21 protein-coding genes are annotated in these 25324 nt (G+C 73.3%); 10 read left to right on the forward strand and 11 right to left on the reverse strand.

The features are described from left to right. The 3 genes from CLV30_RS25350 to manA all read right to left on the reverse strand — a co-directional run. Positions 1-752: adenosylhomocysteinase (locus CLV30_RS25350; RefSeq protein ID WP_106540043.1), on the reverse strand; the 752-nt coding region annotated here is incomplete at its 3' end. A 170-nt stretch (positions 753-922) separates the two neighbouring features. Next, positions 923-1876, reverse strand: coding sequence for a cation diffusion facilitator family transporter (locus tag CLV30_RS25355; RefSeq protein WP_106540044.1), 954 nt, complete (start codon positions 1874-1876; stop codon positions 923-925). A 57-nt stretch (positions 1877-1933) separates the two neighbouring features. Next, complete coding sequence (gene manA, locus CLV30_RS25360) at positions 1934-3124, reverse strand: mannose-6-phosphate isomerase, class I (RefSeq protein WP_205740953.1); 1191 nt, start codon at positions 3122-3124, stop codon at positions 1934-1936. A gap of 129 nt (positions 3125-3253) precedes the next feature. On the opposite strand from manA, the gene CLV30_RS25365 reads away from it, so the two are divergent. Together CLV30_RS25365 and CLV30_RS25370 are read left to right on the forward strand one after the other, a co-directional pair. Further along, entirely contained in the window at positions 3254-3526 is a 273-nt protein-coding gene (locus CLV30_RS25365) for an AbrB/MazE/SpoVT family DNA-binding domain-containing protein (RefSeq protein WP_165358682.1), read from the forward strand. Further along, entirely contained in the window at positions 3523-3900 is a 378-nt protein-coding gene (locus CLV30_RS25370; RefSeq protein ID WP_165358683.1) for a type II toxin-antitoxin system VapC family toxin, read from the forward strand. Before CLV30_RS25365 ends, CLV30_RS25370 begins: the two co-directional genes overlap by 4 nt. Before the next feature lie 118 nt (positions 3901-4018). Here CLV30_RS25370 and CLV30_RS25375 read toward each other — a convergent pair whose 3' ends face one another. From CLV30_RS25375 to CLV30_RS25385, 3 genes are read right to left on the reverse strand one after another with little or no spacing between them, the layout of a single operon-like run. Continuing rightward, positions 4019-5032 carry an SIS domain-containing protein gene (locus CLV30_RS25375; RefSeq protein WP_106540047.1) on the reverse strand — a complete coding sequence of 338 codons (1014 nt, stop codon included), beginning with the start codon at positions 5030-5032 and terminating at the stop codon, positions 4019-4021. Positions 5033-5038: 6 nt separating this feature from the next. Further along, positions 5039-5215: a Trm112 family protein gene (locus CLV30_RS25380; protein ID WP_106540048.1), complete on the reverse strand. Its 177-nt coding sequence runs from the start codon at positions 5213-5215 to the stop codon at positions 5039-5041. Further along, entirely contained in the window at positions 5212-6624 is a 1413-nt protein-coding gene (locus tag CLV30_RS25385; protein WP_211300118.1) for a phosphomannomutase/phosphoglucomutase, read from the reverse strand. Before CLV30_RS25385 ends, CLV30_RS25380 begins: the two co-directional genes overlap by 4 nt. A 151-nt stretch (positions 6625-6775) precedes the next feature. Between CLV30_RS25385 and CLV30_RS25390 the strand changes: the two genes are divergently transcribed. Beyond that, positions 6776-10039, forward strand: coding sequence for an AfsR/SARP family transcriptional regulator (locus CLV30_RS25390; protein WP_205740954.1), 3264 nt, complete (start codon positions 6776-6778; stop codon positions 10037-10039). A gap of 174 nt (positions 10040-10213) precedes the next feature. Next, positions 10214-10786 carry a peptidoglycan-binding domain-containing protein gene (locus CLV30_RS25395; RefSeq protein WP_106540051.1) on the forward strand — a complete coding sequence of 191 codons (573 nt, stop codon included), beginning with the start codon at positions 10214-10216 and terminating at the stop codon, positions 10784-10786. Between the two features lie 43 nt (positions 10787-10829). On the opposite strand, the gene CLV30_RS25400 is transcribed toward CLV30_RS25395, so the two are convergent. Beyond that, positions 10830-11192, reverse strand: a complete 363-nt coding sequence (locus tag CLV30_RS25400; RefSeq protein ID WP_106540052.1) for a DUF3499 domain-containing protein — start codon at positions 11190-11192, stop codon at positions 10830-10832. Positions 11193-11329: 137 nt separating this feature from the next. On the opposite strand from CLV30_RS25400, the gene CLV30_RS25405 reads away from it, so the two are divergent. After that, the gene (locus tag CLV30_RS25405; protein WP_106540053.1) at positions 11330-11791 is read left to right on the forward strand and encodes a metallopeptidase family protein; all 462 of its coding nucleotides are present in this window, start codon (positions 11330-11332) and stop codon (positions 11789-11791) included. Positions 11792-11813: 22 nt separating this feature from the next. Here the strand turns inward: CLV30_RS25405 and CLV30_RS25410 are convergent, their stop codons facing one another. From CLV30_RS25410 to CLV30_RS25420, 3 genes are all read right to left on the reverse strand, one after another. Then, positions 11814-13349 carry a DUF5719 family protein gene (locus CLV30_RS25410; RefSeq protein WP_106540054.1) on the reverse strand — a complete coding sequence of 512 codons (1536 nt, stop codon included), beginning with the start codon at positions 13347-13349 and terminating at the stop codon, positions 11814-11816. After that, positions 13346-17236, reverse strand: coding sequence for a glycosyltransferase family 2 protein (locus CLV30_RS25415; protein WP_106540055.1), 3891 nt, complete (start codon positions 17234-17236; stop codon positions 13346-13348). Before CLV30_RS25415 ends, CLV30_RS25410 begins: the two co-directional genes overlap by 4 nt. A gap of 216 nt (positions 17237-17452) precedes the next feature. Next, positions 17453-17716 carry a WhiB family transcriptional regulator gene (locus tag CLV30_RS25420; RefSeq protein WP_106540056.1) on the reverse strand — a complete coding sequence of 88 codons (264 nt, stop codon included), beginning with the start codon at positions 17714-17716 and terminating at the stop codon, positions 17453-17455. A 300-nt stretch (positions 17717-18016) separates the two neighbouring features. Here CLV30_RS25420 and cofD point away from each other — a divergent pair, with 300 nt between their 5' ends. Both cofD and CLV30_RS25430 read left to right on the forward strand, forming a co-directional pair. Continuing rightward, positions 18017-18994, forward strand: coding sequence for a 2-phospho-L-lactate transferase (gene cofD / locus CLV30_RS25425; RefSeq protein ID WP_106540061.1), 978 nt, complete (start codon positions 18017-18019; stop codon positions 18992-18994). Further along, positions 18991-20217: a coenzyme F420-0:L-glutamate ligase gene (locus tag CLV30_RS25430; protein ID WP_106540057.1), complete on the forward strand. Its 1227-nt coding sequence runs from the start codon at positions 18991-18993 to the stop codon at positions 20215-20217. Before cofD ends, CLV30_RS25430 begins: the two co-directional genes overlap by 4 nt. 238 nt (positions 20218-20455) lie before the next feature. On the opposite strand, the gene CLV30_RS25435 is transcribed toward CLV30_RS25430, so the two are convergent. Next, complete coding sequence (locus tag CLV30_RS25435; RefSeq protein ID WP_106540062.1) at positions 20456-21364, reverse strand: DNA-3-methyladenine glycosylase family protein; 909 nt, start codon at positions 21362-21364, stop codon at positions 20456-20458. A 125-nt stretch (positions 21365-21489) separates the two neighbouring features. Here CLV30_RS25435 and CLV30_RS25440 point away from each other — a divergent pair, with 125 nt between their 5' ends. From CLV30_RS25440 to CLV30_RS25450, 3 genes are all read left to right on the forward strand, one after another. Next, entirely contained in the window at positions 21490-22242 is a 753-nt protein-coding gene (locus CLV30_RS25440; RefSeq protein WP_106540058.1) for a TIGR03089 family protein, read from the forward strand. Positions 22243-22292: 50 nt separating this feature from the next. Continuing rightward, positions 22293-24551 carry a glycosyltransferase gene (locus CLV30_RS27105; RefSeq protein ID WP_205740955.1) on the forward strand — a complete coding sequence of 753 codons (2259 nt, stop codon included), beginning with the start codon at positions 22293-22295 and terminating at the stop codon, positions 24549-24551. Between the two features lie 76 nt (positions 24552-24627). Next, positions 24628-25149, forward strand: coding sequence for a hypothetical protein (locus tag CLV30_RS25450; RefSeq protein WP_106540059.1), 522 nt, complete (start codon positions 24628-24630; stop codon positions 25147-25149). The last annotated feature ends 175 nt before the right edge of the window (positions 25150-25324 follow it).

Genomic DNA, 25324 nt, shown 5'->3' on the forward strand with positions numbered 1-25324 from the left:
CCGTCGATCAGCGAGTGCCGGCAGCCGTACTTGTTGTCGAACTTCGACTTGGTGACCGCGTCGTTGACGTTGATGGCCGGGAACAGCAGGTCACCATCGCGCTGCATCTCGTAGAGGCGGTGCACCCCGGTGGTGGTCTCCTCGGTGACACCGCGGATGCCGCCCGCCACCCCCGTCCACCGGCCGGGATTCTCCGCGAGCGAGCCCGCCAGCCGCCCCAGGACGACCTTCCACTCGTCCGGGTCGTTGTCGTCAGCGGACGGCACGGCGCCGGCCTTCTCGTGCTCGACCCCCTTGTGCACCAGCATGGTCGCGTCGCCGCCGTCGTCGAGGATCATGTTCGGCCCACCGTCGGCCCAGGTCAGAGCCTGTTCGGTGCACCACCAGTACTCCTCCAGCGACTCGCCCTTCCACGCGAAGACGGGGACGCCCGCCGGCTCGGCAGGTGTCCCCGCCGGCCCCACGACGACAGCCGCGGCCGCGTGGTCCTGGGTGGAGAAGATGTTGCACGACGCCCAGCGCACCTGTGCGCCCAGCGCCACCAGCGTCTCGATCAGCACCGCCGTCTGGACGGTCATGTGCAGCGATCCGGTGATCCGGGCGCCGCTCAACGGCTTCGCGGAGCCGAACTCCGCGCGCATCGCCATCAGACCCGGCATCTCGTGCTCGGCGAGGCGGATCTCGTTGCGGCCGTATTCGGCCAGCGAAAGGTCTGCGACCTTGTAGTCGATGGACCTGTGGTCGACGGACATTGGCGCACCTCCATCGGGGCAGCGAGCGTGGCGGACCGGCGACACCGCCGCTGCTCGGCGGCGGGCCGATCCGGCGCGACCCCTCTGGATCCTCGGCATCACCTGCGCCGTCGGGACGCCACCGAGTCTACGCCGCGCACCGGGGTCTACGCAGCCCCTGTGCGGAGATGTCAGGTTTCCGGGGCGGCAACCGGCCGGTCGAGGTCCGGTTCGAGGTAGATGTGCACGGCCTCGGGGACCGCCTCGCGGATACGCGCCTCCGCACCGTCGATGGCCGCGGCGATGCTGTCCCCGCCCTGATCGGCTCGGACGGCGATCTTGGCCGCCACCAGCAGCTCCTCGGGGCCGACGTAGAGGGTGCGGATGTGGATCACCCGGTCCACGCCGTCGACGTCGTGCAGCGCCGCGACCATCGCGTCGACCTTCTCCTGGACGGCGCCCTCGCCGATCAGCAGACTCGACATCTCCACGGCCAGCACGACCGCGATGACGACGAGCAGCACACCGATCGCGGCCGTACCGGCGACGTCGAAGTAGGCGTTGTCGGTCACCAGTGACAGACCGACGCCGGCCAGTGCGAACACCAGCCCGACCAGCGCGCCCAGGTCCTCGAGCAGGATGACCGGCAGCTCCGGCGACTTGGCCCGGCGGACGAACTGCACCCACGACCGGTTGCCGCGCACCTTGTCCGACTCGATGATGGCGGTGCGGAACGAGAACGTCTCCATGACGATCGCGGCGACGAGCACCACCACCGGCACCCACCACCAGCGGCTCTCGAGCAGCTCGTTCGGGTGCCCGGCATGCACCTCCTCGTACTTGTGGAACGCCTCGTAGAGCGCGAACAGCCCACCGACGCTGAACAGCACGATCGAGACGATGAACGCGAAGACGTAGCGCACGCGCCCGTATCCGAACGGGTGCTCGGGTGTCGCCTTGCGCTGCGCGCGGCGCCCGCCGACCAGCAGCAGCACCTGGTTGCCCGAGTCCGCCAGCGAGTGGATCGCCTCGGCGAGCATGGACGACGCACCGGTCAGCGCCCACGCGACGAACTTCGTCACGGCGATGCCCATGTTCGCCAGCAGCGCCGCGAGAACCGCCTTCGTACCACCGCTACTGGCCATCGTGTGCTGCGCCTTCCTCGTGACGGGCGGATCCGCCTGCCACGGCGGCCCGCGCGACTATCGTGCCGTATCAGAGCCAGGCACGAGCGTGAAAGCCACGCCGGTACCGCGCAGCCGCGCCGAGCCGTCCGCTGCCGGGACGAAGACCGCCCGGCCACGCTCGACACTCACCTCGTCGGCGCCGGCGCGCACCGAGGCCTCGCCCTCCACCAGGAGCACCAGCGCCGGCGCTTCGACCGTGACGCCGTCGGACGCGACCCCGTCCGCCGACAGTTCCACCTCCGTCAGCAGGAACTCCTCCAGCCCGGGCACCGGATAGGCCCGCTCCCCCGGCCGCAGCGGTTGCGGCTGCACGCGCACACCGCCGTGCGGCTCGTACCGCAGCAGCCGCAGGACCTCGGCGACGTCGACGTGCTTGGCCGTCAGCCCCGCGCGGAGTGTGTTGTCCGAGCTCGCCTGCGGCTCGACTCCGACGCCGGACAGATACGCGTGCGGCACGCCGGCCGGCACGAAGGCCGCCTCGCCCGGCCGCAGCCGGACGTGCTCCATCAGCAACGCGAGCAGCAGGCCCCGGTCGCCGGGGTACTCCCGCGCCAAGCGAGCCACGAGCTCGAAGGCCCCGTCGTCGTGGCGCACGGCGGCCTCGGCCGTCAGCGCGGCCACCAGATCGTCGGCGGCGCCGTCGGGCAGCGTCATCCAGCGGCGGACGAGCACTTCCAGCCCGCCGGGCTCGCGGAGCACGGCGCCGGCCCCGACCAGGTCTGCGTGCGCACACCCCTCCAGCCGCTCGGCACCGGCCAGCGGATCGGCGAAGCCGATCAGCGCCTCGAACTCGGTGAGCGCGACGACCATCTCCGGCTTGTGGTTGCGGTCGCGGTACGAACGCTGCGGCGAGTCCAGCGAGACGCCCGCCCCGTCCTCGGCGGCATACCCCTGCCGCGCCTGCTCCACCGTGGGGTGGACCTGCACGGACAGCGGACGCTGCACCGCGAGGATCTTGAGCAGGAACGGCAACTGCGGTCCGAACCGCTGCACCGTGGACGCGCCGAGCGCGGCCTCCGGATCGTCGGCGATGTAACGATCGAGCGTGCGCCCGTCCGCCACCACCGTCGACGGTGAGCCGGGATGCGCCCCGGCCCAGAGTTCGGCCTGCGGCTCGGCGGTCGCCGGGCGGCCGAGCAACTCCGGGATGACGGTCGGCGAACCCCACGCATACGAACGCACCGGATTGTCCAGAAGTACAGCCACGGACCGAACCTTATAACCGCCGTGGCGTCACGCTGATCACGGTCGGGGCAACGCAGACCTACCCCCTGGCGTGCCACTATGCCGATCGTCATGGAACGACAGCTCAGTCGTGCCAGCTATACTCGTGACATGACACAAGCCGTCCTCAGCGTCAGCGATCAGGGGCGAGTGGTGATACCTGTTCAACTCAGGCGTGAGCTGAACATCGAGCCTGGGTCGCACCTCGTCGCCTACGTCGAAGACGAACGACTCATCTTGGAAGACCGCGACCACCTCGCCGCTCGAGTACAGAAGGAAGCGCAGGTCTCTCGCACCACTCGAGGCAGTGTGGTCGACGACCTGATAGCCCAGCGACGCTCCGAAGCCGACGACGAACAGCGCGAATCGGACGCCGCCCGGTGATCGTCCTCGACAGTTCCGCCATTCTCACGTTCCTGTATGCCGAGCCGGGTCACGAGTCGGTGAAAGACGCGCTGGAGTCCGGGCTCGTCTGCGCGGCCAACTGGTCGGAGACCCTGCAGAAGATCACCTTCCATGGTGGCGACGCCACGCGCCAGGGCGACCTGCTGAGACTGCTCGGACTGGAGATCGAACCCCTGACTCGTGACGACGCGGCGACGGCCGCTCGACTGTTCCCGCAGACCCGGCATGCGGGACTCTCGCTGGGTGATCGATGCTGCCTCGCGCTCGCGGCTCGTATGGGCGTTCAAGCTCTGACAGCCGACCGTGCGTGGGCTGATCTCGACATCGACGTACAGGTGCGCCTCGTGCGCTGATCTCGCGATGCGCGACTGGCCCGCCACCCGCGTGACCGGCTCGGCTTCGTGGCTCTCTGTAACGTCGGACGGTTGACAGGCCACCGGCCGGGGCGTGTTACCGGCCGCTCGGTGCTGATTACGCGGGGCGGCCGAGGCCCAGCGCCAGGTACGCCGCGGCGAACCTGCCGGTGGCCAGCAATGCGGCGAAACGGCCGATGCCGGGGCCGTCGACGGCGCGCACCTGCTGGACGCGTACCGAGCCCTGCTCCGCCGCAGCCTCCAGCCGGGCGCGGGCGGGCCCGCCCGACGACTCCTCGGCGCCGTCGTCCAGGATCACCAGCGTCGGGCGCGCCGCCGTGGCGCCGTCCTCGAACGGGTCGGCGAACACGTCCGGTTCGGGGGCGGCCTGCAGCAGCGGGACGATCTGGTCGTCGTCGCCGGCCACCACCGGCCGTCCGCTCGCCGAGCGAAGCGCGTCGGCGACCCGTCGCGCCGCCCGGGCCGCCAGCACCGAGCCGCCCCACACCACCGGGTTCGCGTCGGCCAGCACCAGGGCCAGCTCTTTCGCGGGGTTCCGGTCGGACGGCACGCCGGGGCCGCACCGCTCGGCGACGTCGTCGAGCGCGTCCGCGACCGCGGGCGCGTCGGTCTCGGGGCCCAGTCCCATCCGGTGCAGCGCCCCCAGCACCGGCACCGCGACCGCCGTCGGGTCCAGGCTGCCCGCCGGCACGAACGTCGTGCCACGCCCCTGTGCGGCGTCGTACACCGGCGAGTCGACCGGGGCCGCGACCAGCAGCGCACACCCCCGCCGCCGCGCTTCGGCCACCGCCGACAGCTCCTCCTCGCCGACGCCGCCCGGGCACACCACGATGACCAGATCGAGCGGGCCCGCCCAGCCGGGCAGGCCGGTGTGCGGCCAGGCCACGAACGGCACCGGGCAGATCGGTTCGAGCACCGCCCGGAACAGCCGGCCGTTCGGGCCGCCGGCGACCACCGCACGGGGGCGGTCGTCGCGGTCGATCTCGGCCAGCGCATCAGCGGCGGCCATCCCGGCGCGCCGGACCTCCGCGCCCCACCCGGCGATGTCGCGCAGCACCGGATCGATGACGCTCAACGCGTTGGTGTCGTCGAGGGCTGAGTCGAAGAACACGTGCGGTCACGCTCCGTTCCGGCGCCGCGCTTCGTCCACCAGCAGGACCGGGATGTCGTCACGCACCGGGTAGCTCAGCGCGCACCCCGTGCAGGCCAGCTCACCGGCGTCGTCGTCCTGCCGGAGCGGGCTCCGGCAGGACGGACAGACGATGATCTCCACCAGGATCGGATCGAGCTTCATGGGTGTCCTTTCCGCCGGTCCCGGATGGTGGCCAGGACGTCGTCGCGCACGCGAGCCATGGTCGCCTCGTCGGCGGCCTCGACGTTCAGCCGCAGCAGCGGTTCGGTGTTGGACGGGCGCAGGTTGAACCACCACATCGGCGCGGCGGCGTGCTCGACCGTCAGCCCGTCCAGCCGGTCACAGCTGACGCCCGGTCCGGCGCCGAACGACTCCTCGACCCGGGCGGTCGCGGCGCCGGCGTCATCGACCGTGCTGTTGATCTCGCCGGACGCGGCATAGCGCGCGTACGGCTGGAGCAGCTGCGACAGCGGCCGCCGCTGCGGGTCCGCGCCCAGTGCGGCCAGCGTGTGCAGGGCCGCCAGCATGCCGGAGTCGGCGCGCCAGAAGTCGCGGAAGTAGAAGTGCCCCGAGTGCTCGCCGCCGAACACCGCCCCGGTCTCGGCCATCGTCTGCTTGATCAGGGAGTGCCCGACCCGGGTGCGCACCGGCGTCCCGCCGTGTTCGGTGACGATCTCGGGGACCGCTCTGGAGGTGATGAGGTTGTGCACGATCGCCGAGCCGGGTACCCGGGCGAGCTCGCGGACCGCGATCAACGCCGTCAGCGCCGACGGCGTCACGACGGCGCCGCGCTCGTCGACGACGAAGCACCGGTCCGCGTCGCCGTCGAACGCCAGCCCGAGGTCGGCGCCACGCTCGCGCACCGTGGCCTGCAGGTCGACCAGTGTCGCCGGGTCGATCGGGTTCGCCTCGTGGTTCGGGAACGTGCCGTCGAGCTCGAAGTACAGCGGCACGACGGTGACGCCACCGGTGCCGAGGACGGCGGGGACGGTGTGCCCGGCCATCCCGTTGCCGGCGTCGACCACGACGGTCAGCGGGCGGATCCCGGTGAGGTCGACCAGGCCGTGCAGGTGAGCGGCGTAGTCGCCCAGCGTGTCGCGGTGTTCGACGGTGCCGGGGCGTGCGTTCGGCAACGACGCGGGCCGGCTCGGGCCCCCCTCGGCCAGCGACTTCTCCGCGGATGCCTTGATCTCGCCGAGGCCGGTTTCCTGTCCGACGGGCGCCGCGCCGGCTCGGCACAACTTGATGCCGTTGTAGCGGGCCGGGTTGTGGCTCGCCGTGAACATCGCGCCCGGCAGATCCAGCGCACCGCTGGCGTAGTAGAGCTGGTCGGTGCTGGTCAGCCCGGCGTTCACGACGTCGACGCCGGCAGCGGTGACACCGGCGGCGAACGCGTCGGCCAGCGACGGCGAGGAGGCACGCATGTCGTGCCCGACGACCATGGCGCCGGACCCGTGTGCAAGGACCTCGGCGGCGGCAACCCCGAGCGCCGCGGCCGTCGCGTCGTCGAGCTGGTCCGGTACGACGCCGCGGATGTCGTACGCCTTGACGATGGCATCGAGGTCATGCACGCAGGCGACACTACCTTCCGGCGGTTGCCGGCCGCGTGCACTCCGTTCGTGTCCGCACGCCCGGCTCGGGCGCGGCGCACCGGTCCGGATCGTGGACCCGGGGGCGGCACAGAGCCGCTTCACGGGCATGATGTCGCCGCGGAGGTCGCCCGTGCGCTTTGAGGTACTTGGCCCGGTACGGGCCGTGGACGGCTCGGGCGTGGTCGGGCCGGTGTCGAAGCTGCGGCGCAGGCTGCTCGCGGCGTTGCTCACGCGCGCGAACCGCACGGTCGGCACCGAGGTCCTGGCCGAGGTGCTGTGGGGAGACGACCTCCCGGAACGCCCCGGCAAGAGCCTGCAGGTCCACGTGCACCGCCTCCGGCGGGTGCTCGACCGGCCGGACCGGCTCGTCGGCGTGCCGGACGGCTACCTCCTCGAGATCGGCGCCGGCGAACTCGACGCGGCCGAGTTCCGCACGCTGCACGCGGACGCGCGCCCCGCCCGCGAAGCCGACGACCTGGACACCGTCACGGCGACGCTGCGTACCGCCCTGGCGCTGTGGCGCGGCGCGCCGTACGCCGACGTCGACGACCCGGTGGTGGTCGCCGCGGACGCCCGGCGGCTGGCCGAGGCCAGGCTGATCGCCGGCGAGGAGCTCTACGAGGCCGAGCTGGCGCGTGGACGTGCGCGCGAGATCGTGCCGGAGCTCACCGAACTGGCCGCGGAGTACCCGTTGCGCGAGCGGCTGATCGGTCAGCTCATGCTGGCGCTGTACCGGTCCGGGCGGCAGGCGCGGGCGCTGACCACCTATCGCGCGGCCCGCCGTCGGCTCGACCGGGAGCTGGGTGTCGAGCCCGGCCGCGAGTTACGCGAACTGCACGACGCCATGGCGGCCGAGGACCCCGGGCTGCTCGCCGGGGCCGCCGGCGAGCCGGAGCCGGACACCGCGACGGCCGCGGCGACGGAGCAGGTAGCGCCGGCGCAGATACCGCCGGTGCCGGGCGCGTTCGTCGGCCGCGACGGCGAGCTGGCCGATCTGGACGACGTGACCATCCGGTCGGACGAGGCCGCCACCGTCGTGGTTTCGGGTATGGCCGGCGTCGGGAAGACCGGGCTGGCCCTCAGGTTCGCGCACCGTGCCGCGGACCGGTTCGGGGACGGCCAGCTCTACGTCGACCTGCGCGGGCACGCCACGGCGCCGTCGCTGCACCCCACCGAGGCGCTCGGACAGCTACTCCGCGGCCTGGGCTCGGATCCGGGGCAGGTGGCGGACTCGACCGACGCCGCGACGGCCCGCTATCGGTCGCTGCTGGCCGGCCGCAAGATCCTGGTCGTGCTGGACAACGCCGCGTCCGCGGAGCAGGTGCGCCCGCTGCTCGCGGCGACCCCAGGGTGCATGACGCTGATCACCAGCCGGAACCGGCTGCCCGCCCTGGTGGCCGGTGAGGGCGCGCATCGCATCGTCATCGACACCCTGACCGGGGCCGAGGCTCGGCAGCTGTTGAGCAGGCTGCTCGGCCGGGCTCGCGTCGATGCCGAGCCGGCGGCGGCCGGCGCGCTGATCGACGAGTGCGCGGGGCTGCCGCTGGCGCTGCGCATCGCCGCCGCGCAGCTCGGCGACGAACGGCACCGCCCGATCGACGACTACGTCCGGGAGCTGCGCGAGCGCGGGCTGTCGATGTTCGCTCTCGACGACGACGAACGCTCCGCGGTGGCCGCTGCCTTCGACCTGTCGTACCAGCGACTCGCCGCGGACACCCGGCGGTGTTTCGGGCTGCTCGGGCTGGTGCCGGGCGCCGACGTCACCGTCGACGCCGTGGCCGCGCTCACCGGTGCGCCGCCGGCGCAGGCCCGTGCCGAGCTGCGCCGCCTGGCCGGCACGCACCTGGTCGACGAACACGCGGCCGGCCGCTACCGGCTGCACGACCTGCTACGCGAGTACGTGCGGAGCGTCGTCGACACCGAAGCGCCGCCGGCGGACCGGGAGGCCGCTCTCGGCCGCCTGTACACCTGGTACTACCAGGGCAAGGAGGCCGCCTGGTGGTCCTTGCGGTCGCACCCGCGCCGGCCTCCGCGCCCCGGGCTGTCCGGCGGCGTCCCCGAGCTCGCGTTCGGCGGCGAGTCCGACGCGGTGGCGTGGCTGCGGGCCGAGTTCGGCAACATCGCCGCCGCCGCGCGAGCCGCGGCGCAGCGCCGGTCGTGGGAGCCGTGGTCGTGGCACCTCGTGCTGGGAACGGCGATCCCGCTGGCGCGCCGGGGGTTCCTCGCCGACGTCCTTCCGCTGCTGCGTACCGCCGTCGACGCGGCGCGCGACGCCGGCGACCGGCACGCGATCGCGCACACCCTGACCGAGTTCGGTGCCGTGCGGAGCCTGGCCGGGTCCGCGGTCTCCGACGACCTCGTGACCGAGGTGCTGGAACACGCCGAGAGCGTCGGCGACCAGCCTGTCCAGGCGTACTGTCTCTACCTGGCGAGCGTGGTGAAGGCGCGGGCGAACGAGTACGCCGCGGCCGCCACGTGCCTGGAGCGCTCGCTCGCCCTGCAGCGCGAGATCGGCGACCACGCCGGCCAGGCCCTGGCGCTCAACCATCTGGGCGTGGTCGCGATGCACCGCGGCGACCTGCGCGGCGCGGTACGTCGGTGGGAAGAGATCCTGGCCCTGGACGAGGGGCAGACGACGCGCAGCGCGCTGATCAACGTGACCTTGACGCGGCTCAAGCTGGGCGAGCTCGACGGGCTGGACGACACGCTCCGTCGTGCCGACCGCCTGGTCGCCCTGCACGCCGACCCGGCGGCCGAGTGCGTGTTCATGAGCGCCCGGGCCGAGTGGCACCGCACGCTCGGCCGGGTGGACGACGCCCTCGACGATCTGGCCACCGCGCACCACCTGGCCGAGCGGCTGGCCATCCCCCGGTTGCAGACGGACACCCGCGCCGAGACGGGTTTCTGCCACCTGATGCGCGGTGAGCTCGACACCGCGGCGGACGAGTTCGAGCGCGCCTCGGGCATCGCGGAGGCCGCCGGTCTGCACCCGGAGGGGTCGTACGCGCTGCGCGGTCTCGCCGAAGCGCGTCTCGCGGCCGGTGATCACCGAGCCGCGGCGTCGCATGCCCGTGCGGCAATCGACCTCGCCGGTGACGTCCATCGGGTGTATCGCGCCGACGCGCTCACCTCGCTGGCGGCGGCCGAGCTCGCCGCCGGCCACACCGGCGAGGCGGCCCGGCACGGCAAGGAGGCCGTGGCGATCCACCGCACCACCGAGCACTACCTGGGCCTGGCCCGGGCCCTTCGCGTCCTCGGCACCGCCCTGCTCACCACCGCGGAACCACACGAGCGCTCCCGCGGCGTCGCGCTCCTGCAGGACGCGCTCCACCGGTTCGACACCCTGCGAGCGCCGGAAGCCGCAGCCGTACGCGCACTGCTCGCAGACCAGTAGCCGACGACGCCGGCCCGTGTGCGCGGCCGGGGGTGAAAGCGATCGGAAACCGTACGGAATCCACGCCTTGGTGAGGTGTCCTCCTCGGCGCGCACGACTGGTCGACGGTCGAACGTCGATCGACGGGAGCCGTGCGCGCCGGGGACCACGCATCCGAGGGAAGGGACCGGCACCATGCGAAAGTGGACCGTCACCGCCGCGGTGATCGCGCTGACGGCAGCGTTCACCGGACCGGCGCACGCATTCGACAACTCGGGGAAGTACAGCACGGAGTACGTCGACGGCGGAGGGGTCATCCTGGACGACTTCGGCGACCACGCCCGGGAGCTGGGCGGCAGCCTGTGCCACGGCTGCTCCAACTCGTGGAACACCGACACCGTCTTGATGTGGCAGGCCATTCTGATGGCCGACGGCCTGCTGTCCAGCGACGGCCTCGACGGACGCTTCGGACCGAACACCAAGGAGGCGACCGAGGAGTGGCAGGACCGCCGCGACCTGTCCGTCGACGGCATGGTCGGTCCACAGACGTGGGACGCGGCGGACGAGTACCTGCGCTTCAACTTCGACGGGCGGTTCGTGAAGTACCGGGGCGAGACCGGCAACGTCACGTTCCGGCGTGGGGGTCCCCGTGAGACCTACGACGGTGGGGCCTACTACCTGGAGTACGTCACCAGCGGAGACCGTTCCGCGTCGTTCTACGGCGGCACCCGGATCCAGCACGACCGGCGCACGGTCTACGTGCGGTAGCCGGCACCGGCGGCGCGGTGCCGTCGAGGCGCCGCGCCGCCGGTCAGCCGTCCGGGTCCGGCAGCACGCGGAGGTGTCCGCGGCGCGTCCCGCCGTTCTCACCGCTGCTGGGCCGCTGCTGCTTCGGCTCCGGACGGCGGCCGGCCTCGCGGACCGCGTCGGCCAGTGCCAGCAGATCGTCGTTGCTCGGCCCGAGCGCGGCCGGGTCCGGTGCCAGCCGGATGACCTCCCACCCGCGCGGGGCGACCAGCCGGTCGGAGTGCTCGGCGCACAGGTCGTAGCTGTGCGGCTCCGCATACGTGGCCAGCGGGCCGAGCACGGCCGTCGAGTCGGAGTAGACGTACGTCAGCGTCGCCACGGCTGTCCGCGGACAGGCCGATCGGGAACAGCGACGCGTGGGGCTCACACGTCGAAGGCTAGCGTCCCGGAGGGGGCAGTGGAGCCGCGGCACGCCAAGTGGCGGTGTCTCGACGCCAACTCGCCGCGCCGGCGCCGGGTGGGGCTCGCCCCGGAGACACCGCAGAACGGGCTAGTCTGCCCACCATGAACCGACGAACACCTGGTCCGGACGGGCCCTCCGGGGTCACGCTCCCCCGGGTGCGCCGCGACCGGCACGGCAGGGGCATGCGCGGGTCGCTGGCGCCCAGCGACTCGCCGCTTGCCGTCCCCCGTGCCCGCCGGTTCGACGAGCTGGTCATCGACGCGGTCGAGCGGCTGGACGAGCAATGGCAGGACCAGCTCGCCAAGGTGGAGTTCGCGGTCGAGGACGTCCCCTCGCTGGACGACTGGGAGCACCCGTGGGTACCGCTGGCGCGCGCGTTCGCGGCCACCGGTGCGCTGCCGGCACGCGTGGTGGTGTTCCGCCGTCCGGTCGAGACCCGCGTGCTCCGGCAGGGGCAGCTGCGCACGCTGGTCAGCGACGTCGTCATCGAACAGGTCGCCGAGCTGTTCGGCGTGGAGCCCGAGGAGATCGACCCCGCCTACGGTCGCGGCCCGGAGGCATGAGCCCACGCACCGGAGTGGACGTCTAGTCCGACCGCGACGTCGGCTCCGGAACCTCCGGCAGTTCACCGACCACCACCGGGACCTCGACGTCGACGGTCGGAGCGACCAACGGCATCAGATCCGACAGTGCGCCGTCGTCGTCCGTCCCAGCGATCTCGCGGGCCGCGATCACACTGCCCGGCAGCTCCGGCTCGACGATCACGGTGGCGCGCGGCGATCCCTCCGGGGCGGTCAGCTCGACCGGGACGGTGGCGCCCGGAGCGATGTTCACCTTCTGCGCGGACACCTCGCCCCCGTCGGCGTTCAGCGTGCGCACGCGCACTCGAGTGGGCCGCTCGACCACCGAGCTGATCATCAGCCGGCTGGTGAACCCGGAGGAGGCGCGGCTCAGCAGCGCCGGCGCCGGCCCGTCCAGCGGCGGTGTCGCCGCCGTGTAGGCGATCTCCGGCAGCCCGTCGTCGGACGGCGACTCCACCATCCGCACGCCCGCTGTGATCGGCTGGTCGCTCTCGAGCCGCACGCCGGAGGGGTCGCCGCCGACGGCCTCCAATGGCACGTTCATCACCGTGCCCGCCGGCACCGTCAGGACGTCCTGGTCGAGCGGGCTGAACGCGCCGTCGGGTCCCAGGATCTGCATCGACACGATGGCGTCGGTGTCACCCGGCGCGAGGATCTGCAACGTGCGCTGCCCGTGCCCCGGCACACCGGGGACCAGGATCCGCTCGGACGGCCCGGACGCCACCGGGACGAAGCTCATGCCCATCGGGGTGATCTCGTCGCTCTCGCGCATCTCCAGAGCGGCCGCGACCTGCCCGCGGTTGGTCGTGACGTGCACGGCGGTGGCCTTCGAACCGGGGGCGAGCGCGTCCAGGAGGAACACCCGCTGCCCACGGGCGGGCACGGCGACATCCTGGGTGCCCGGCGCGTCGAGCGGACCAGCCTCGTCCCACAGCTCGATGTCGACGACGGCCGGGACGTCCGTGGGATTGGCCAGGATCACCCGCCCGCGACGCCCGACCTGTCCCGAGCCGCCCACGAACCAGTGCTCTCGTCTCGGCTCGGTACAGGCCGCCGTGCTGATGCCGCGCAGGTCGGTCTCTTGCACGAGCAGGGACTGCTCACCGGCGAGACCAGGTGCCAGCTTCCCGGACCCGGTGACCGCGAGGGACGTCGCCTCGCCGGTTTCGACCTCCCGGATCACGGGAACGCCACGCCTGTTGACCGTGAACTCCGGCTCCGCGTTCTCGTCCGCCGACGCCGGCGGCTGATCCGAGCCGGGCGCGGGTGCGGGTGCGAGCCGCTCCGCGGTGATCGGCGGTTGCTCGCCGTCCGCGGCCTGCGGCGTGTCGACTCCGGGCAGCGCGAGCACGCCCGCGACTCCGGCCCCCTGGTCCTCGCCGTCCACGTACGGGCACACCACCGACGAGCGGACGACGGGCTTGCTGACGCTCGGGTGCTCGCTCACCACGGACTCCGGCGGGCCGACGAGCGTCGCGCCCCCGAGCACGATCGCGAGGGCCGCGCCGGTGCCGAGGCCGATCCATCCGGTGCGTATCACGAGTCCTCCCCTCCGCGGCGTCCCTTGGCCCGGCGGCCACCGGCGCGTTTGCCGCTTGCGGCCCGGCGGCCGCGGTAGGTCCCCCCGCCGTCGGTCTCGGCATCGTCGGACCGTCCGCCGGCTCGACGTCCCCGGTAGGAGGCGTCGTCGTCGACCGGCTCGGCGCCGGGGGCCTCGTCCGGCTCCCGAGGCTGTTCCGGGGCGGCCCCTTCGTCGGATCCGGCGTCCTGTCGCCGTTCTCGGCGGGTGGACCGGCGGCCCGCGGTTCCGGACCGCTCGAACGGGTCCCAGCCGGGCGGAGGCGGCGTCAGCTGCCCGGTCGGCTGCGGGTCCTCGGCCACGGGCCGGGTGGGCGGCGGGTCGTGTGCCACGTCTTGGGCCGGCTGCGGGTCCTGCGCCACGGGCTGCTCGGTCGCCGGTGCGCCGGTTCCGCCGCGGCGGCGGCCCGGCCGGCGTCTCGTCCCCGGCACGGGCTCCGCAGGGGCTGCCTCACCCGGGGCCGCCTCACCCGGAGCCGCCTCACCCGGTTCCCGGCCGTCGTCGGTGCTCGCGCCCGCCGTGGCCACCTGCGGCACCGGCAACCGCGGCGACGACTCGTCCAGGTCGATGTCGGCGGCGTCGTCGACGGCACCGCGCTCACGCCGGATCCCCGGCAGCGCGAGGACGACGGCCACCACGACGGCGCCCAGCTGCAGCCACAGCCACGCGGCCCGGCGGTTGCCCTCGTACTCGACCGTCAGCTCGCCGCCATCGGGGCCGAGTCTGAACGCCTGTGCCCAGCCCGCGTAGGTCGTCGGTTCGAGCTCGCGCCCGTCGAGCCGCGCGGTCCAGCCGGAGTCTGCGAGCTCGGAGAGGACGACGCGCCTGCCCTCGGCGCCCTCCGGGATGCTGCCGGAGGCCGAGACCTTCCCGCTGGGGATGGTCACCATCTCGGCGTCCTCGTCGGCCAGCGGGGCATCGGTCTCGCCCGCCGCCGGCGGCTCCGCGACCCACACCCGCGCGACCGGCTGGTTGATCTCCCACATCGCCGCGCCTTCGGGGGCGGAGGCACGCACCAGACCGGGCACTGTGTCCAGCGTGTCCGCCAGGGACGGGTCGTAGGGCGCCGGGAGATAGACGTAGCGGACCGCGAACTCGGCCAGCCGGGCTCCGTCGGCGCCACCCCGGCCGGAGACCACGTCGGCGACGACATCGTCGAGCGGGCCGTACTCCTCCGGTGGCGGGCTGGTGGCGGCGTCGCCGAGCCGCGGACCGGACTCACGCAGCAGCGCGTAGGTCACCCGCCCGTCGTCGGCGGTGTTCAGCACCAACGTGCGCACCCGGTCCGGCCGGGCCGCCTCGTCGGCAACATAGGCCGGCAGGATCTGCGGGTCGCGCCGCTGCACCGGCTCGCCGGCACCGTCGGCCACCCACCAGCCCAGCCCGGCGACCGGTGTGAGCACGGCCGCCGCGACCACCACGACGGTCACCGGCTGACGCCAGCCGAAGCTTGCGCTGGACAGGCGCTCCCGCGCACCGTCGGCGCCGATCGCCGCGGCGACGAGCAGCGCCCCGCCGACGACGACGGCCGGGTAGCCCGGCCAGCCGGAGACCGGCGTCTCCAGTGTCGGCCCGCTGACCGGCAGCCTCGACACGGCGATACCGGCGACCAGCGCCACCCCGGCCACGGCCCACGCGGCATGCACGCGCAGACGCCGGTCCGGGCGGAACAGCGCGGCCCATCCGGCGAGAACCACCCCGATGCCGAGCCACACCGGGCCGGCGCCCGGCCCGCCCGGATGCTGCAGAAGCACCGCCCAGGGCGCCAGCTCGGTGTCCGACAGTCCCGGGCCCGGTAGGCCGGGCTCGGTGAGCAGGAGCGTGGGATCGCTCAGGACACTTCCGGTCCACGGCACGAACACGACCGGCGTCACCACGAGCATGGCGCCGACACGCACCAGTGACCGGCGGTCGCGGAAGATCGTCGCCAGTGCGAGCAGTCCGAGCGCCGCCGCCAGCACCCACGCCAGCGGCACGAACGCCGACGTCAACGCCAACAGCAGACCCGCGCTCCACGCGGCGCGTCCCGGACCGGACCGTCCGGGCGTGCCCATGGTCCGCAGCACCGCGAGCACCAGCAGCGGCGTCACCACGGCCGCGACCGCGGTGCCCAGCCGGCCGGCGGCGATCGCGCCGGTGGTCGCCGGCAGCAGCGCGTAGGTCCCCGAGACCCACACGCGCAGCAGCTTCGACGACACCAGGCGTCGGATCAGCAGGTACATGGTGACGGCCGCCAGCGGAACCGACCCGAGCAACAGCAGGTCGACCGCCACCGAGGCGTTGCGCACCACGGACGAGACGAGCCCGAGCACCGCCAGGTAAGGCGGGCTGGCGGCGGCACTGCCGAGCCCGCCACCGTGCCACGACTCGGTGTAGACCTGCCACACGTCGCCCGCCGCGCTCGGTGACGCCAGCAGCGCACCACCGATCAGCCGTCCCGAGCCGATCAGCCCGCGCACCGCGACGAGCGTGGCGACCACGAGTCCGGCGACCAGCAACACCGCCGGGTGCAGCAGGATGCGCAGCAGGAACGTGTCGTCGCTCTCCGGCAGCTCGTCGTCCTCGGACTCGCTGACGGCCCGGCGGCCGCCGGACACGTCGTGCCCGGTTCCGCCACCGGCCCCGGTGACCATGCTGAGGACGTTCTCGCCGGTGTGGCGTAGTTGCTGACCACGAGGCGGGAACAGCGCGCGCATCTCGCCGGCGGAGCGCACCCGGGTTCGCCGGCGCCGGGCGCGCGCCCGGATCAGCTTGTCCGGACGACCGACGGCCGAGAGCAGCGCGGCCAGTTCCTCCAGCGCGAGTGCCGGCTGCTTGCCCAGCAGGAACCCGATGGACCGGCCCAGGCCCATGAGCACGATCCGCAGCATGACCAGCGGCAGTGCGCGCCGTGGCGCGTTGGCCAGCAGGACGTACAAGGCGTTGCGCCGGTCCGCGAGGTGCGGGCGGTCACGGGTGGCTCCGAGCCGGCGCCGGCCGTGCGCCGCGGCTTCGGCGTGGTGCACGACCGCGTCCGGGCAGACCACGACCGCGTGTCCGGCCTCGTTGGCGCGCCAGCCCAGATCGAGGTCGTCGCGGAACAGGGTGAGACGCTCGTCGAAGCCGCCCAGCTCGTCCCAGACGTCGCGGCGGACCAGCATGCCGGCGCTGCCGACCGCGAGCACCTCGCGGGTGGCGTCGTGCTGGCCCTGGTCGTACTCACGCCGGTCGAGACCGGTGTGCCTGCGCCCACCGCCGGTGACGGTGAGCCCGATCTCGAGCAGCTGGCGCCCGTCGCGCCAGTCGAGGACCTTGGGGCCGATGATGCCGGCTTCGGGGTGGCGGACGGCGCACTCGAGCAGGCGCGCCAGCGCGTCCGGCGCCGGGGCACTGTCGTCGTGCAGCACCCAGACCCACTCGGTGCGCCGCGCGCCGCCCGCGCCGAACCCGTACGCGGCACGGGCGGACTCGTCGGCGGCGGCGACACCCATCGCGACGGCCTCGCCGAAGCCGACGGTGCGGTCCGCGGAGACGACGGCGGGAGCACCGAGCGCGTCGGTCAGCAGCCGCGGTGTCTCGTCCTTGCTTCCGGTGTCGACGGCGAGGATCCGATCGGGCATCCGCTGCGACGCCGCCAGCGCGTCGAGCGTCTCGCGCAGCCAGCGGCTTCCGTTGTGGCCGACGAGGACGGCGGTGACGTCGTGGGTCAGCAGCTCCGTCGGGTCGACCGGCGCGGAGTCGGGCATGTCGCCCGCGAAGGCGTCCAGTGCGGCGTCGGTGCCGACCCCCGGGTCGGTGTACGGCCCGGGGCCGGTGGCAGCGCTGTCGTTCGCGGCGCTGTCGGTCGCGGTCAATGGATCGGTGGCCATGCCTCGTCTTGTCCGGCGGTTATCGAAAGGTCTGTGTGACGCACACCCATTCGATCGCGCCCGGTACGGGCTCGTCTGGGTCGTCTACGCGTCGACCGACAAGACTACGCGCAGATCGGGCTTTCGGCAGAGCGCGGCCGCTCGCGGCCTGCCCGGAACCCGCGCACGGCACCGCCTTCGACGGCCGTCACACCCCCGCCGGTGTGGCCGGCGCCGTCAGACCGCGCGCTTCTTCAGCTTGCGCCGCTCCCGTTCGGACAAGCCGCCCCAGATGCCGAACCGCTCGTCGTGCTCGAGCGCGTACTCCAGGCACTCGGAGCGCACGTCACACCCCAGGCACACCCGCTTGGCCTCCCGGGTCGACCCGCCCTTCTCGGGGAAGAACGCCTCCGGATCGGTCTGGGCACACAGCGCCCGCTCCTGCCAACTCATCTCTTCGGCGTCGCCCAAGAGCAGGTCCATCTCGTCCCACTCGGTCATGGCTCGCCTCCTTCGACCTCGTCCGGCCCTGAAGCCGGCCCCCGAAGTGGCTTCACGTTGGTCGAGTACGCGAAGCCACCGAACGACACGTATGAAATTACATGCCCGCAATCCCCGCTCGTCAAGCGGAACCATGCTAGAGATCTCTGTTCGCCTGTCTTCGCTACCCGCGCGCACCCCGTCGCGGCGGGGGCGTCCGGAAGCCGTGCGCGGAGCATAGAGGCCATCCGGAGCCGCCGCCAACCCCGTCCGCACCGTCGTCCGTCGGCTCACGCACACCGGGTAGCGTCTCTTCGTGTGCTGAGAATCACCGTACTGGCCGGTGGTGTGGGAGCGTCCCGGTTCCTCCGGGGGCTCGTCCACGCCGCACCGGACGCCGACATCACCGTCATCGGCAACACCGCTGACGACATCACACTGCACGGCCTGCACGTCAGCCCGGACCTCGACACCGTCATGTACACCCTCGGCGGCGGAGTCGAGGAGTCACAGGGGTGGGGACGCGCCGGCGAGTCGTTCGCCGTCGCCGACGAGCTGGCCGCCTACGGCGCGCAGCCGCAATGGTTCACGCTGGGCGATCGTGACATCGCCACGCACATCGTGCGCACCCAGATGCTCGCGGCCGGCTACCGGCTGTCCGCGGTCACCGAGGCGCTGTGCGATCGCTGGCGTCCGGGCGTGCGGCTGCTGCCGATGACCGACGACCGGGTGGAGACGCACGTCGTCGTACGGCCGGAGGACGGCGGCGACACGCAGCCGTCGGCGATCCACTTCCAGGAGTGGTGGATACGGCTGCACGCCGAGGTCCCGGCCGAACGGATCGTGCTGGTCGGGGTCGACCGGTCGGCCCCGGCGCCAGGGGTGCTCGAGGCGATCGAGAACGCCGACGTGGTCCTGCTGCCGCCGTCCAACCCGGTCGTCAGCATCGGGCCGATCCTGGCCGTTCCCGGTGTGCGCGACGCCGTCGCCGCGACCACGGCGCCGGTCGTCGGGCTCTCGCCGATCGTCGGCGGCGCGCCCGTGCGCGGCATGGCCGACGCCGCCCTGCGAGTCATCGGCGTCCCCGCAACCGCATCCGACGTCGCCGGCATCTTCGCCGACGTCCTCGACGGCTGGCTGGTCGACGAGGCCGACGCCGAGGCCGTCGCGGCGGTCGAGTCGTCGGGCGTGCGGTGCCGCGCCGTGCCGTTGCTGATGCGGGACGTGCCCGCCACCGCGGCGATGGCCTCGACCGCACTCGAGCTGGCCGCCGAGCGTCGCGAGGGGTCCGGCGCATGACCGCCGCACAGCCCCGGTTCGAGGTCGTCGGGCTTCCCGGCCTGCCCGAGGTCCGGCCCGGCGACGACCTCGTCGACCTCCTGGCCCCGGCCGTGGAGGCAGCACCGCTCGCCGACGGCGACATCGTCGTCGTCACGAGCAAGATCGTCAGCAAGGCCGAGGGCCGCGTGCGCACCGGCGTCGACCGGGACGAGGCCATCGACGCCGAGACGGTCCGGACGGTCTCGGAATGGACGACCCCGCGCGGGCGCACCAGCATCGCCGAGACCCGTCACGGCTTCGTCATGGCCGCGGCCGGCGTCGACGCGTCGAACGTCGACCCGGGAACCGTCGTCCTGCTGCCCGAGGACCCGGACGCGTCGGCCCGGGCGCTGCGCGACGGGCTGCGCCGGCGCTTCGGGGTCCGGGTGGGCGTGGTCGTCACCGACACCGCCGGGCGGGCCTGGCGCAACGGCGTGACCGACTTCGCCGTGGGCACGGCCGGCGTGCTCGCCGCCGACGACCTGCGCGGCAGCAGCGACCCGTACGGCAACGACCTCGGCGTCACCGTGGTCGCGGTGGCCGACGAGCTGGCTGCGGCGTCCGAGCTGGTGCGGGGCAAGCTCGCCGGGGTGCCGGTGGCGCTGGTGCGCGGGCTGGCGCACCTGGTCCTGGACGAGGACGCCGACGACCCCGGCAGCACGCCGTTGCTGCGCCCGATGGCCGAGGACCGGTTCCGTCTCGGCACGCCGGAGGCGATGCGCGCCGCCGTCACCGGACGGCGCACCGCTCAGCGCTTCGACGACCGCCCGGTGGACGACGAGTTGGTCCGGCGGGCGGTGCGCACGGCGTCGACCGCACCCGCGCCGGACACCGAGCCGGTGTGGCGCGCCGTCCTGGTGACGTCGAAGGCCGGGTGCACCGCCCTGGCGGAAGCCCTGGACGGCGCCGACGCCGGGGTCGCCCGGGACGCGCCCTGCTACGTCGTGCCCTGCCTCGTGCGCGCCGACCTGGACGCGCTGGTCGCGCTCGGTGCGGCCGTCGAGGGCCTGATGGTGGCGTTGAGCGCGGACGGCCTCGCGTCGGCGTGGCTGTTCCCCACACCGGCGCTGTCGGCCGCGGCAGCGGCGTTGGACCTGCCACCAGGATGGACGCCGGCCGGGATCCTGGCCGTGGGGCACGCCGCTGAAGCCGGTGACGCACCGCACCCGTCGCTCGACGACGACGCCATCGTGACCCGCTGACACGCGCCGCTCCCGACGCACCTGCGCCCGGCCACGGTGTGAATCCGCTGTCGCTTGGCGGGAATGGTGTGGACCTGCTGCTGTCATGACGACATCACCGCCACACCGATACGGCCGAGAACCACACCGGGCGCATCGCGGTGGTGCCGCGACGTCTGACGATGCTTTGCCACTTGACTGTCGACGCGAGGACATGGCGGCATGGCCCGTCGGGTCGGACGCGTCCGCGCCCGTCACGTCACATCGCGCGGAAGTCGCGCAGCGGCGCACGCGGCGCACGCCGGGGCGGCCGCACCCCTGCGTTCATCAGGAACAGGCACGCGCGGTACCGATGCCCGCGGTACGGCTCCAGCAGCCGGAGCATCTGCTCGTCGCTGCCGCGCCGCTGACCGGTCAGCGAGTAAGTGACCACATGCGGCAGCCCCGCGTCACCCACCGAGACCGCGTCGGCGTCGCCGAGCGCGCGCTGGCGCACCTCGGCCGACGTCCACGGCCCGATGCCCGGGACCGCCCGCAGCCGCCGGTCGGCGTCGGCTGCGGACATCGTCACGATCTCTTCCAGCCGCGCGGCGTGGCGCAGCGCGGTGACGACGGTGCGCGAACGCTGCGGGCCCACCCCGGCGCGGTGCCAGTCCCACGACGGGATGCGCACCCATGCCGGCGCCGACGGCAGCACCCGCATGCCCTCGGGCGCGGGGCCGGGTGCGGGTTCGCCGTGCCGGCGCAACAGTGCCGCCCACCCGCGGTAGGCCTCCACGCTGGTGACCTTCTGCTCGAGGATGGCCGGCACGAGCGCCTCGACCACCAGGCCGGTGCGCCCGACCACCAGCCCGGGTTCGCGCCGCAGCGCCTGCCGCAGCGGGTCGTGCACCGGCCGGAACCCCTCGGGGTTGTCCTGCGCGCCGAGCCACGCCGGCACCGCGTCCAGCGCCGCCGCGGCGCCCGGCCCCCACGCCGTGGCCGTCACCGCGCCGCGGCCGTCGGCCTCGACGCACACGGTGCCGGCCTCGCCGCCCGGCCGGCAGGTCCGCCACACCCGCCCACCGGCGTCCACCCGGAACGCGGGATCGTACGGCCCGCGCCGGTGCACCGACAGCGTCGCCACCACGTCGACCGGGTGCCGTGGCCGCCACGTCGTGCTGATCATCTCGTCTCGCAGTCCGTCCCCCGTCGTCGATTCCCGCACCTCCATGGTGCCCCAGACCACCGACAACCCGGCCCGGGTCGTTCGGGGAGAGCACCGGGCCGGCCCCGGACCGTAGGCTGGCGAGCATGACTGCGACGGCGTCCACACCGGCCGGCATGCTCCGCACCGAGGTGCACCGCGACGGCGCGCGCCCACTGCTGACCTTCTACGACGACGCCACCGGCGAGCGGATCGAGCTGTCGGCGACGACGGTCGACAACTGGGTCGCGAAGACAGCGGGCATGCTCACGAGCGGGCTGTCCGTCGAGCCGGGCGAACGGGTGTGCTTGCTGCTTCCGGCGCACTGGCAGGCGCTGGCCTGGGCATGCGCGTGCTGGTCGGTGGGCGCCTGCGCCGTCCTGGACCCCGCGGACGACGCCGAGGTCACCGTCGCCGGGCCGGACACACTGGACACCGCCGCCGGGCTGGGCTCGCCCGATCTGGTCGCGCTGGCGCTGCGGCCGCTGGGCGCACCGTTCACCACCGGGCTGCCGGACGGTGCGCTGGACTACGCGGTCGAGGTACCGGGCTATCCGGACCAGTTCACCCCGATCATGCCGCCGGACCCGGACGAGCCGGCCCTGGAGCAGCAGGGCACCACGCACACGCTCGCGGGCCTGGTCGCCCGCGCACACGATCGCGCCGGACAGCTCGGCCTGCCGAGCGGCGCCAGGCTGCTCGTGAGCACCGACGACCTCGGTACGGCCCTGCTCGACGCGCTGCTGGTGCCGCTGGTCGTCGGCGGCTCGGCGGTACTCGTGCGGCACGAGGACCCCGACGGCCGCGCGGCCAGGGTCGACACCGAGCGCGTCGACGCCGTCGTGAATCCCGCGGCATAAGCTGCCGTCCACATCCAAGGACACCCCCGACTGTGACACCATGTGGAGCCATGCCAGAACTCGACCGCGCCCTCGCGGCCCCGTCGACGCATGATCGCAGCGCCCGGCGCACGGTCGACGTGCTCGACGTCTCCGACCTGCGCTTTCCGGGCGGGACGTCGCACAGTATCGCCGAGGAGGTCACCGCACAGGCACACGCCGGCTACACCACCGGCCTGGTCACCCTGAACGGCCCGCTGGTCGCCAGGGTCTCCGCGGTCAACCCGCTGATACGCCGATCCGTCGAGGCCGGGCACGCGGCGTTGCTCATCGGCCGGGAACCGGTGCACGCCCGCGTCGTCGTCGTGCGCCACCCCGCGGTGCTCCAGCACGCCGCTGATCAGCTGCCACCGGTGCACACCGACCACGTCGTCATCGTGGCGAACGCCGGTCCCTCCGACATCGACGGGCACGAGCACTACGACCCCGGGACCGTCCACGAGATCGCCCACCGGAGTTTCGGCACCGAACCGATCTGGGCGCCGATCGGCCCGCTGGTCCGCGCCGCCATCGCCGGACGGGTCCCGCGGGCGTCGATGACCGACCACGACTGGGTCAACATCATCGACGTCGACGCCTGGCAGGTGCCGGCCGAGCAGCGGCCACAGCGGCCGGGACGGCGCGGGGACGCCGACGGCACGGCCGCACCGCCTCGACGGCCTGTCGTCGGCAGGCACAGCCGCTCTTCACCGCAGAAGTGGCCGTCCGACCCCGCGACGCTGCGCGCGGTGTACCCGGACGACGGCTCGTGGACGGTGCGCGTCCTGGGTGGCGCCGAGCCCGCCGAGCAGGTCCTCGGCCGCATCCCGCAGGGGTGGGAGGTCCTGGAGTTCGGGACGATGAGCCCGCGGGACTTCCTCGCCTCCCTGGACTTCTTCGTCTACTTCCACAACCCGAACTGGGTCGAGGCGTTCGGCCGGACCATCCTCGAGGCGCTGGCCACCGGCGTCCCGGCGGTGCTCCCGCCGCATTTCGAGCCGGTGTTCGCCGACGCCGCCCTGTACGCCGAGCCGCACGAGGTCCGCGCCGTCGTCGAGTCGATGCACGCGGACCCCGACGCCTACGCGGCGCAGGCCTCGCGGGCGCTGCGCGCCGCGCGCGAGCGGTTCGGTCACGAGGCGCACGTGGCCCGGCTCGAACGGATCATCGGCGCGCCGAGCAGCCCGCCGGTCACGCGTCGTGTGCCCACGCCGTCGCACCCCGCCACGGCGCCCTCCCCGGCGGCGCTGTTCATCAGCAGCAACGGCGCGGGCATGGGCCATCTCACCCGCCTGCTCGCCTACGCGCTGCGGTGCCGGCCGCAGCTCGAGCCGCACTTCTTCTCGCTGTCGCAGGCCGCCCCGGTGGTCGCGTCGTTCGGGCTGCCGTACCAGTACCTGCCGTCGGCCGCCGCTGCGGGGCTGGAGCCCGGGCGCTGGCATCGGTACTTCGCCACCCGCGTCGCCGAGACCATCGAGCGGGTCCGGCCGCGGTTCGTCGTGTTCGACGGAACCTGGCCGTACGAGGGCATCTCGATGGTCCGCTCCGAACATCCGGACATCCCGTGGGTGTGGTCGCGCCGCGGGCTGTGGCGGTCCGGGAAGAACCGCGAGCAGCTCAAGAAGGCGGAATGGTTCGACCTGGTCATCGAGCCGGGCGATCTCGCGTCGCCGGCCGACCGCGGCGTGACGGCGACCGCGCCGGCGCACCGTGTCGGCCCGGTCACGCTGCTCGACCCGGACGATCTCGACGACCGGACCGACGCCCGCCGCGCGCTCGGGCTCGACCCGTCCGCGCGTCTGGCGCTGGTCTCACTCGGCGCGGGCAACATCAACGACACCAGCGGCGACGTCGGCGCCGCGGTCGCCGCCCTGCGCCAGCTGGACGTCGAGGTGTGTGTGACCCGGCCCGAGATCGCCGTTGACGGCGGCGCGATGGATGACGTCCACCTGGTCCGTGAGTTCCCGCTGTCGCGGTACTACCACGCGTTCGACCTGGCGATCAGTGCCACCGGGTACAACTCGTTCCACGAGCTGCTGCGGTTCGGCGTGCCCTCGCTGTTCGTGCCCAACCGGTCGACCGCCCTGGACGACCAGCACGCCCGGGCCCGGTTCGCGGCCGGGCAGGGGTGGGTGCACCAACTGGACGCCGTCACCACCGAGCTCGCCGTACCGCTGCTGGGTGAGCTGCTCGAACGTGGCGAGCAGATGGTCAAGCACGTCGCCGACGTCGATCCCGGCAACGGCGCCGCCGATGCCGCGGCCCGGCTCGCCGAACTGGCCGGGGTGTGATGACGTTTCCGAGCAGGGAGCATCCGTGGCACGATCATCCGTCGTGAACACCGGCCGACCGAGACCACGCCGAGTCATGCGGCACGTCCGCAAGCTCCCCGGCTACCGCTACGCGCGCCGCACCATGGTGCCGCGTATCCGCAACAGCACCACCGCCCGCGCCGTGGTGCACCGTGTCTTCGACATCGACGCCGACCAGCACACGCCGCTCGATGTCGGCGCCGGCAACCTGATCTCGGGCGTCGGCCGCGAGCGGCTGCCGGTGGTGGTCGTCGTCCTGCTGGGCGTCCACGACCACCAGGTCGACGACATCGTCCGCGAGATCGCGGAGCTGCAGGTGCTCACCGGCGGGTTCCGCCCGGTTGTCGTCATGGACACTCCGCGCCTGGGCGCCGCCCGGACGTGGGGGTACCCCGCGGAGCTGCTGACCGACGAGTCGAGCTGGACCCACGAGAGCCAGTCGTGGGACGAGTACGTGTGCGAGACGCTCGCCTCGGTGTTCGCCACCTACCGAAGCACCGCGTCGCTGATCATCGGGCCGGACGGGCTCTCCCGGGCGGACCGGCTGCTGCTCAACGGCCTCGCCGAGAGCTGCTGAACGAGCGCACGGGCCGGCCGGGAAACGGAAAACCGGCCGGGGCGGGCGTTTCGCCCGTCCCGGCCGGCTCTGGTTCGACCTACAGCTCCTTCACCCGGATGTTGCGGAACTCGATCCGGTCGTTGTCGCTGTGGTTCTGCAACCCGATGAACCCGCTGGCGAACTGCCGCAGACT

The sequence above is a fragment of the Haloactinopolyspora alba genome (assembly GCF_003014555.1).
Lineage (GTDB): Bacteria > Actinomycetota > Actinomycetes > Jiangellales > Jiangellaceae > Haloactinopolyspora > Haloactinopolyspora alba.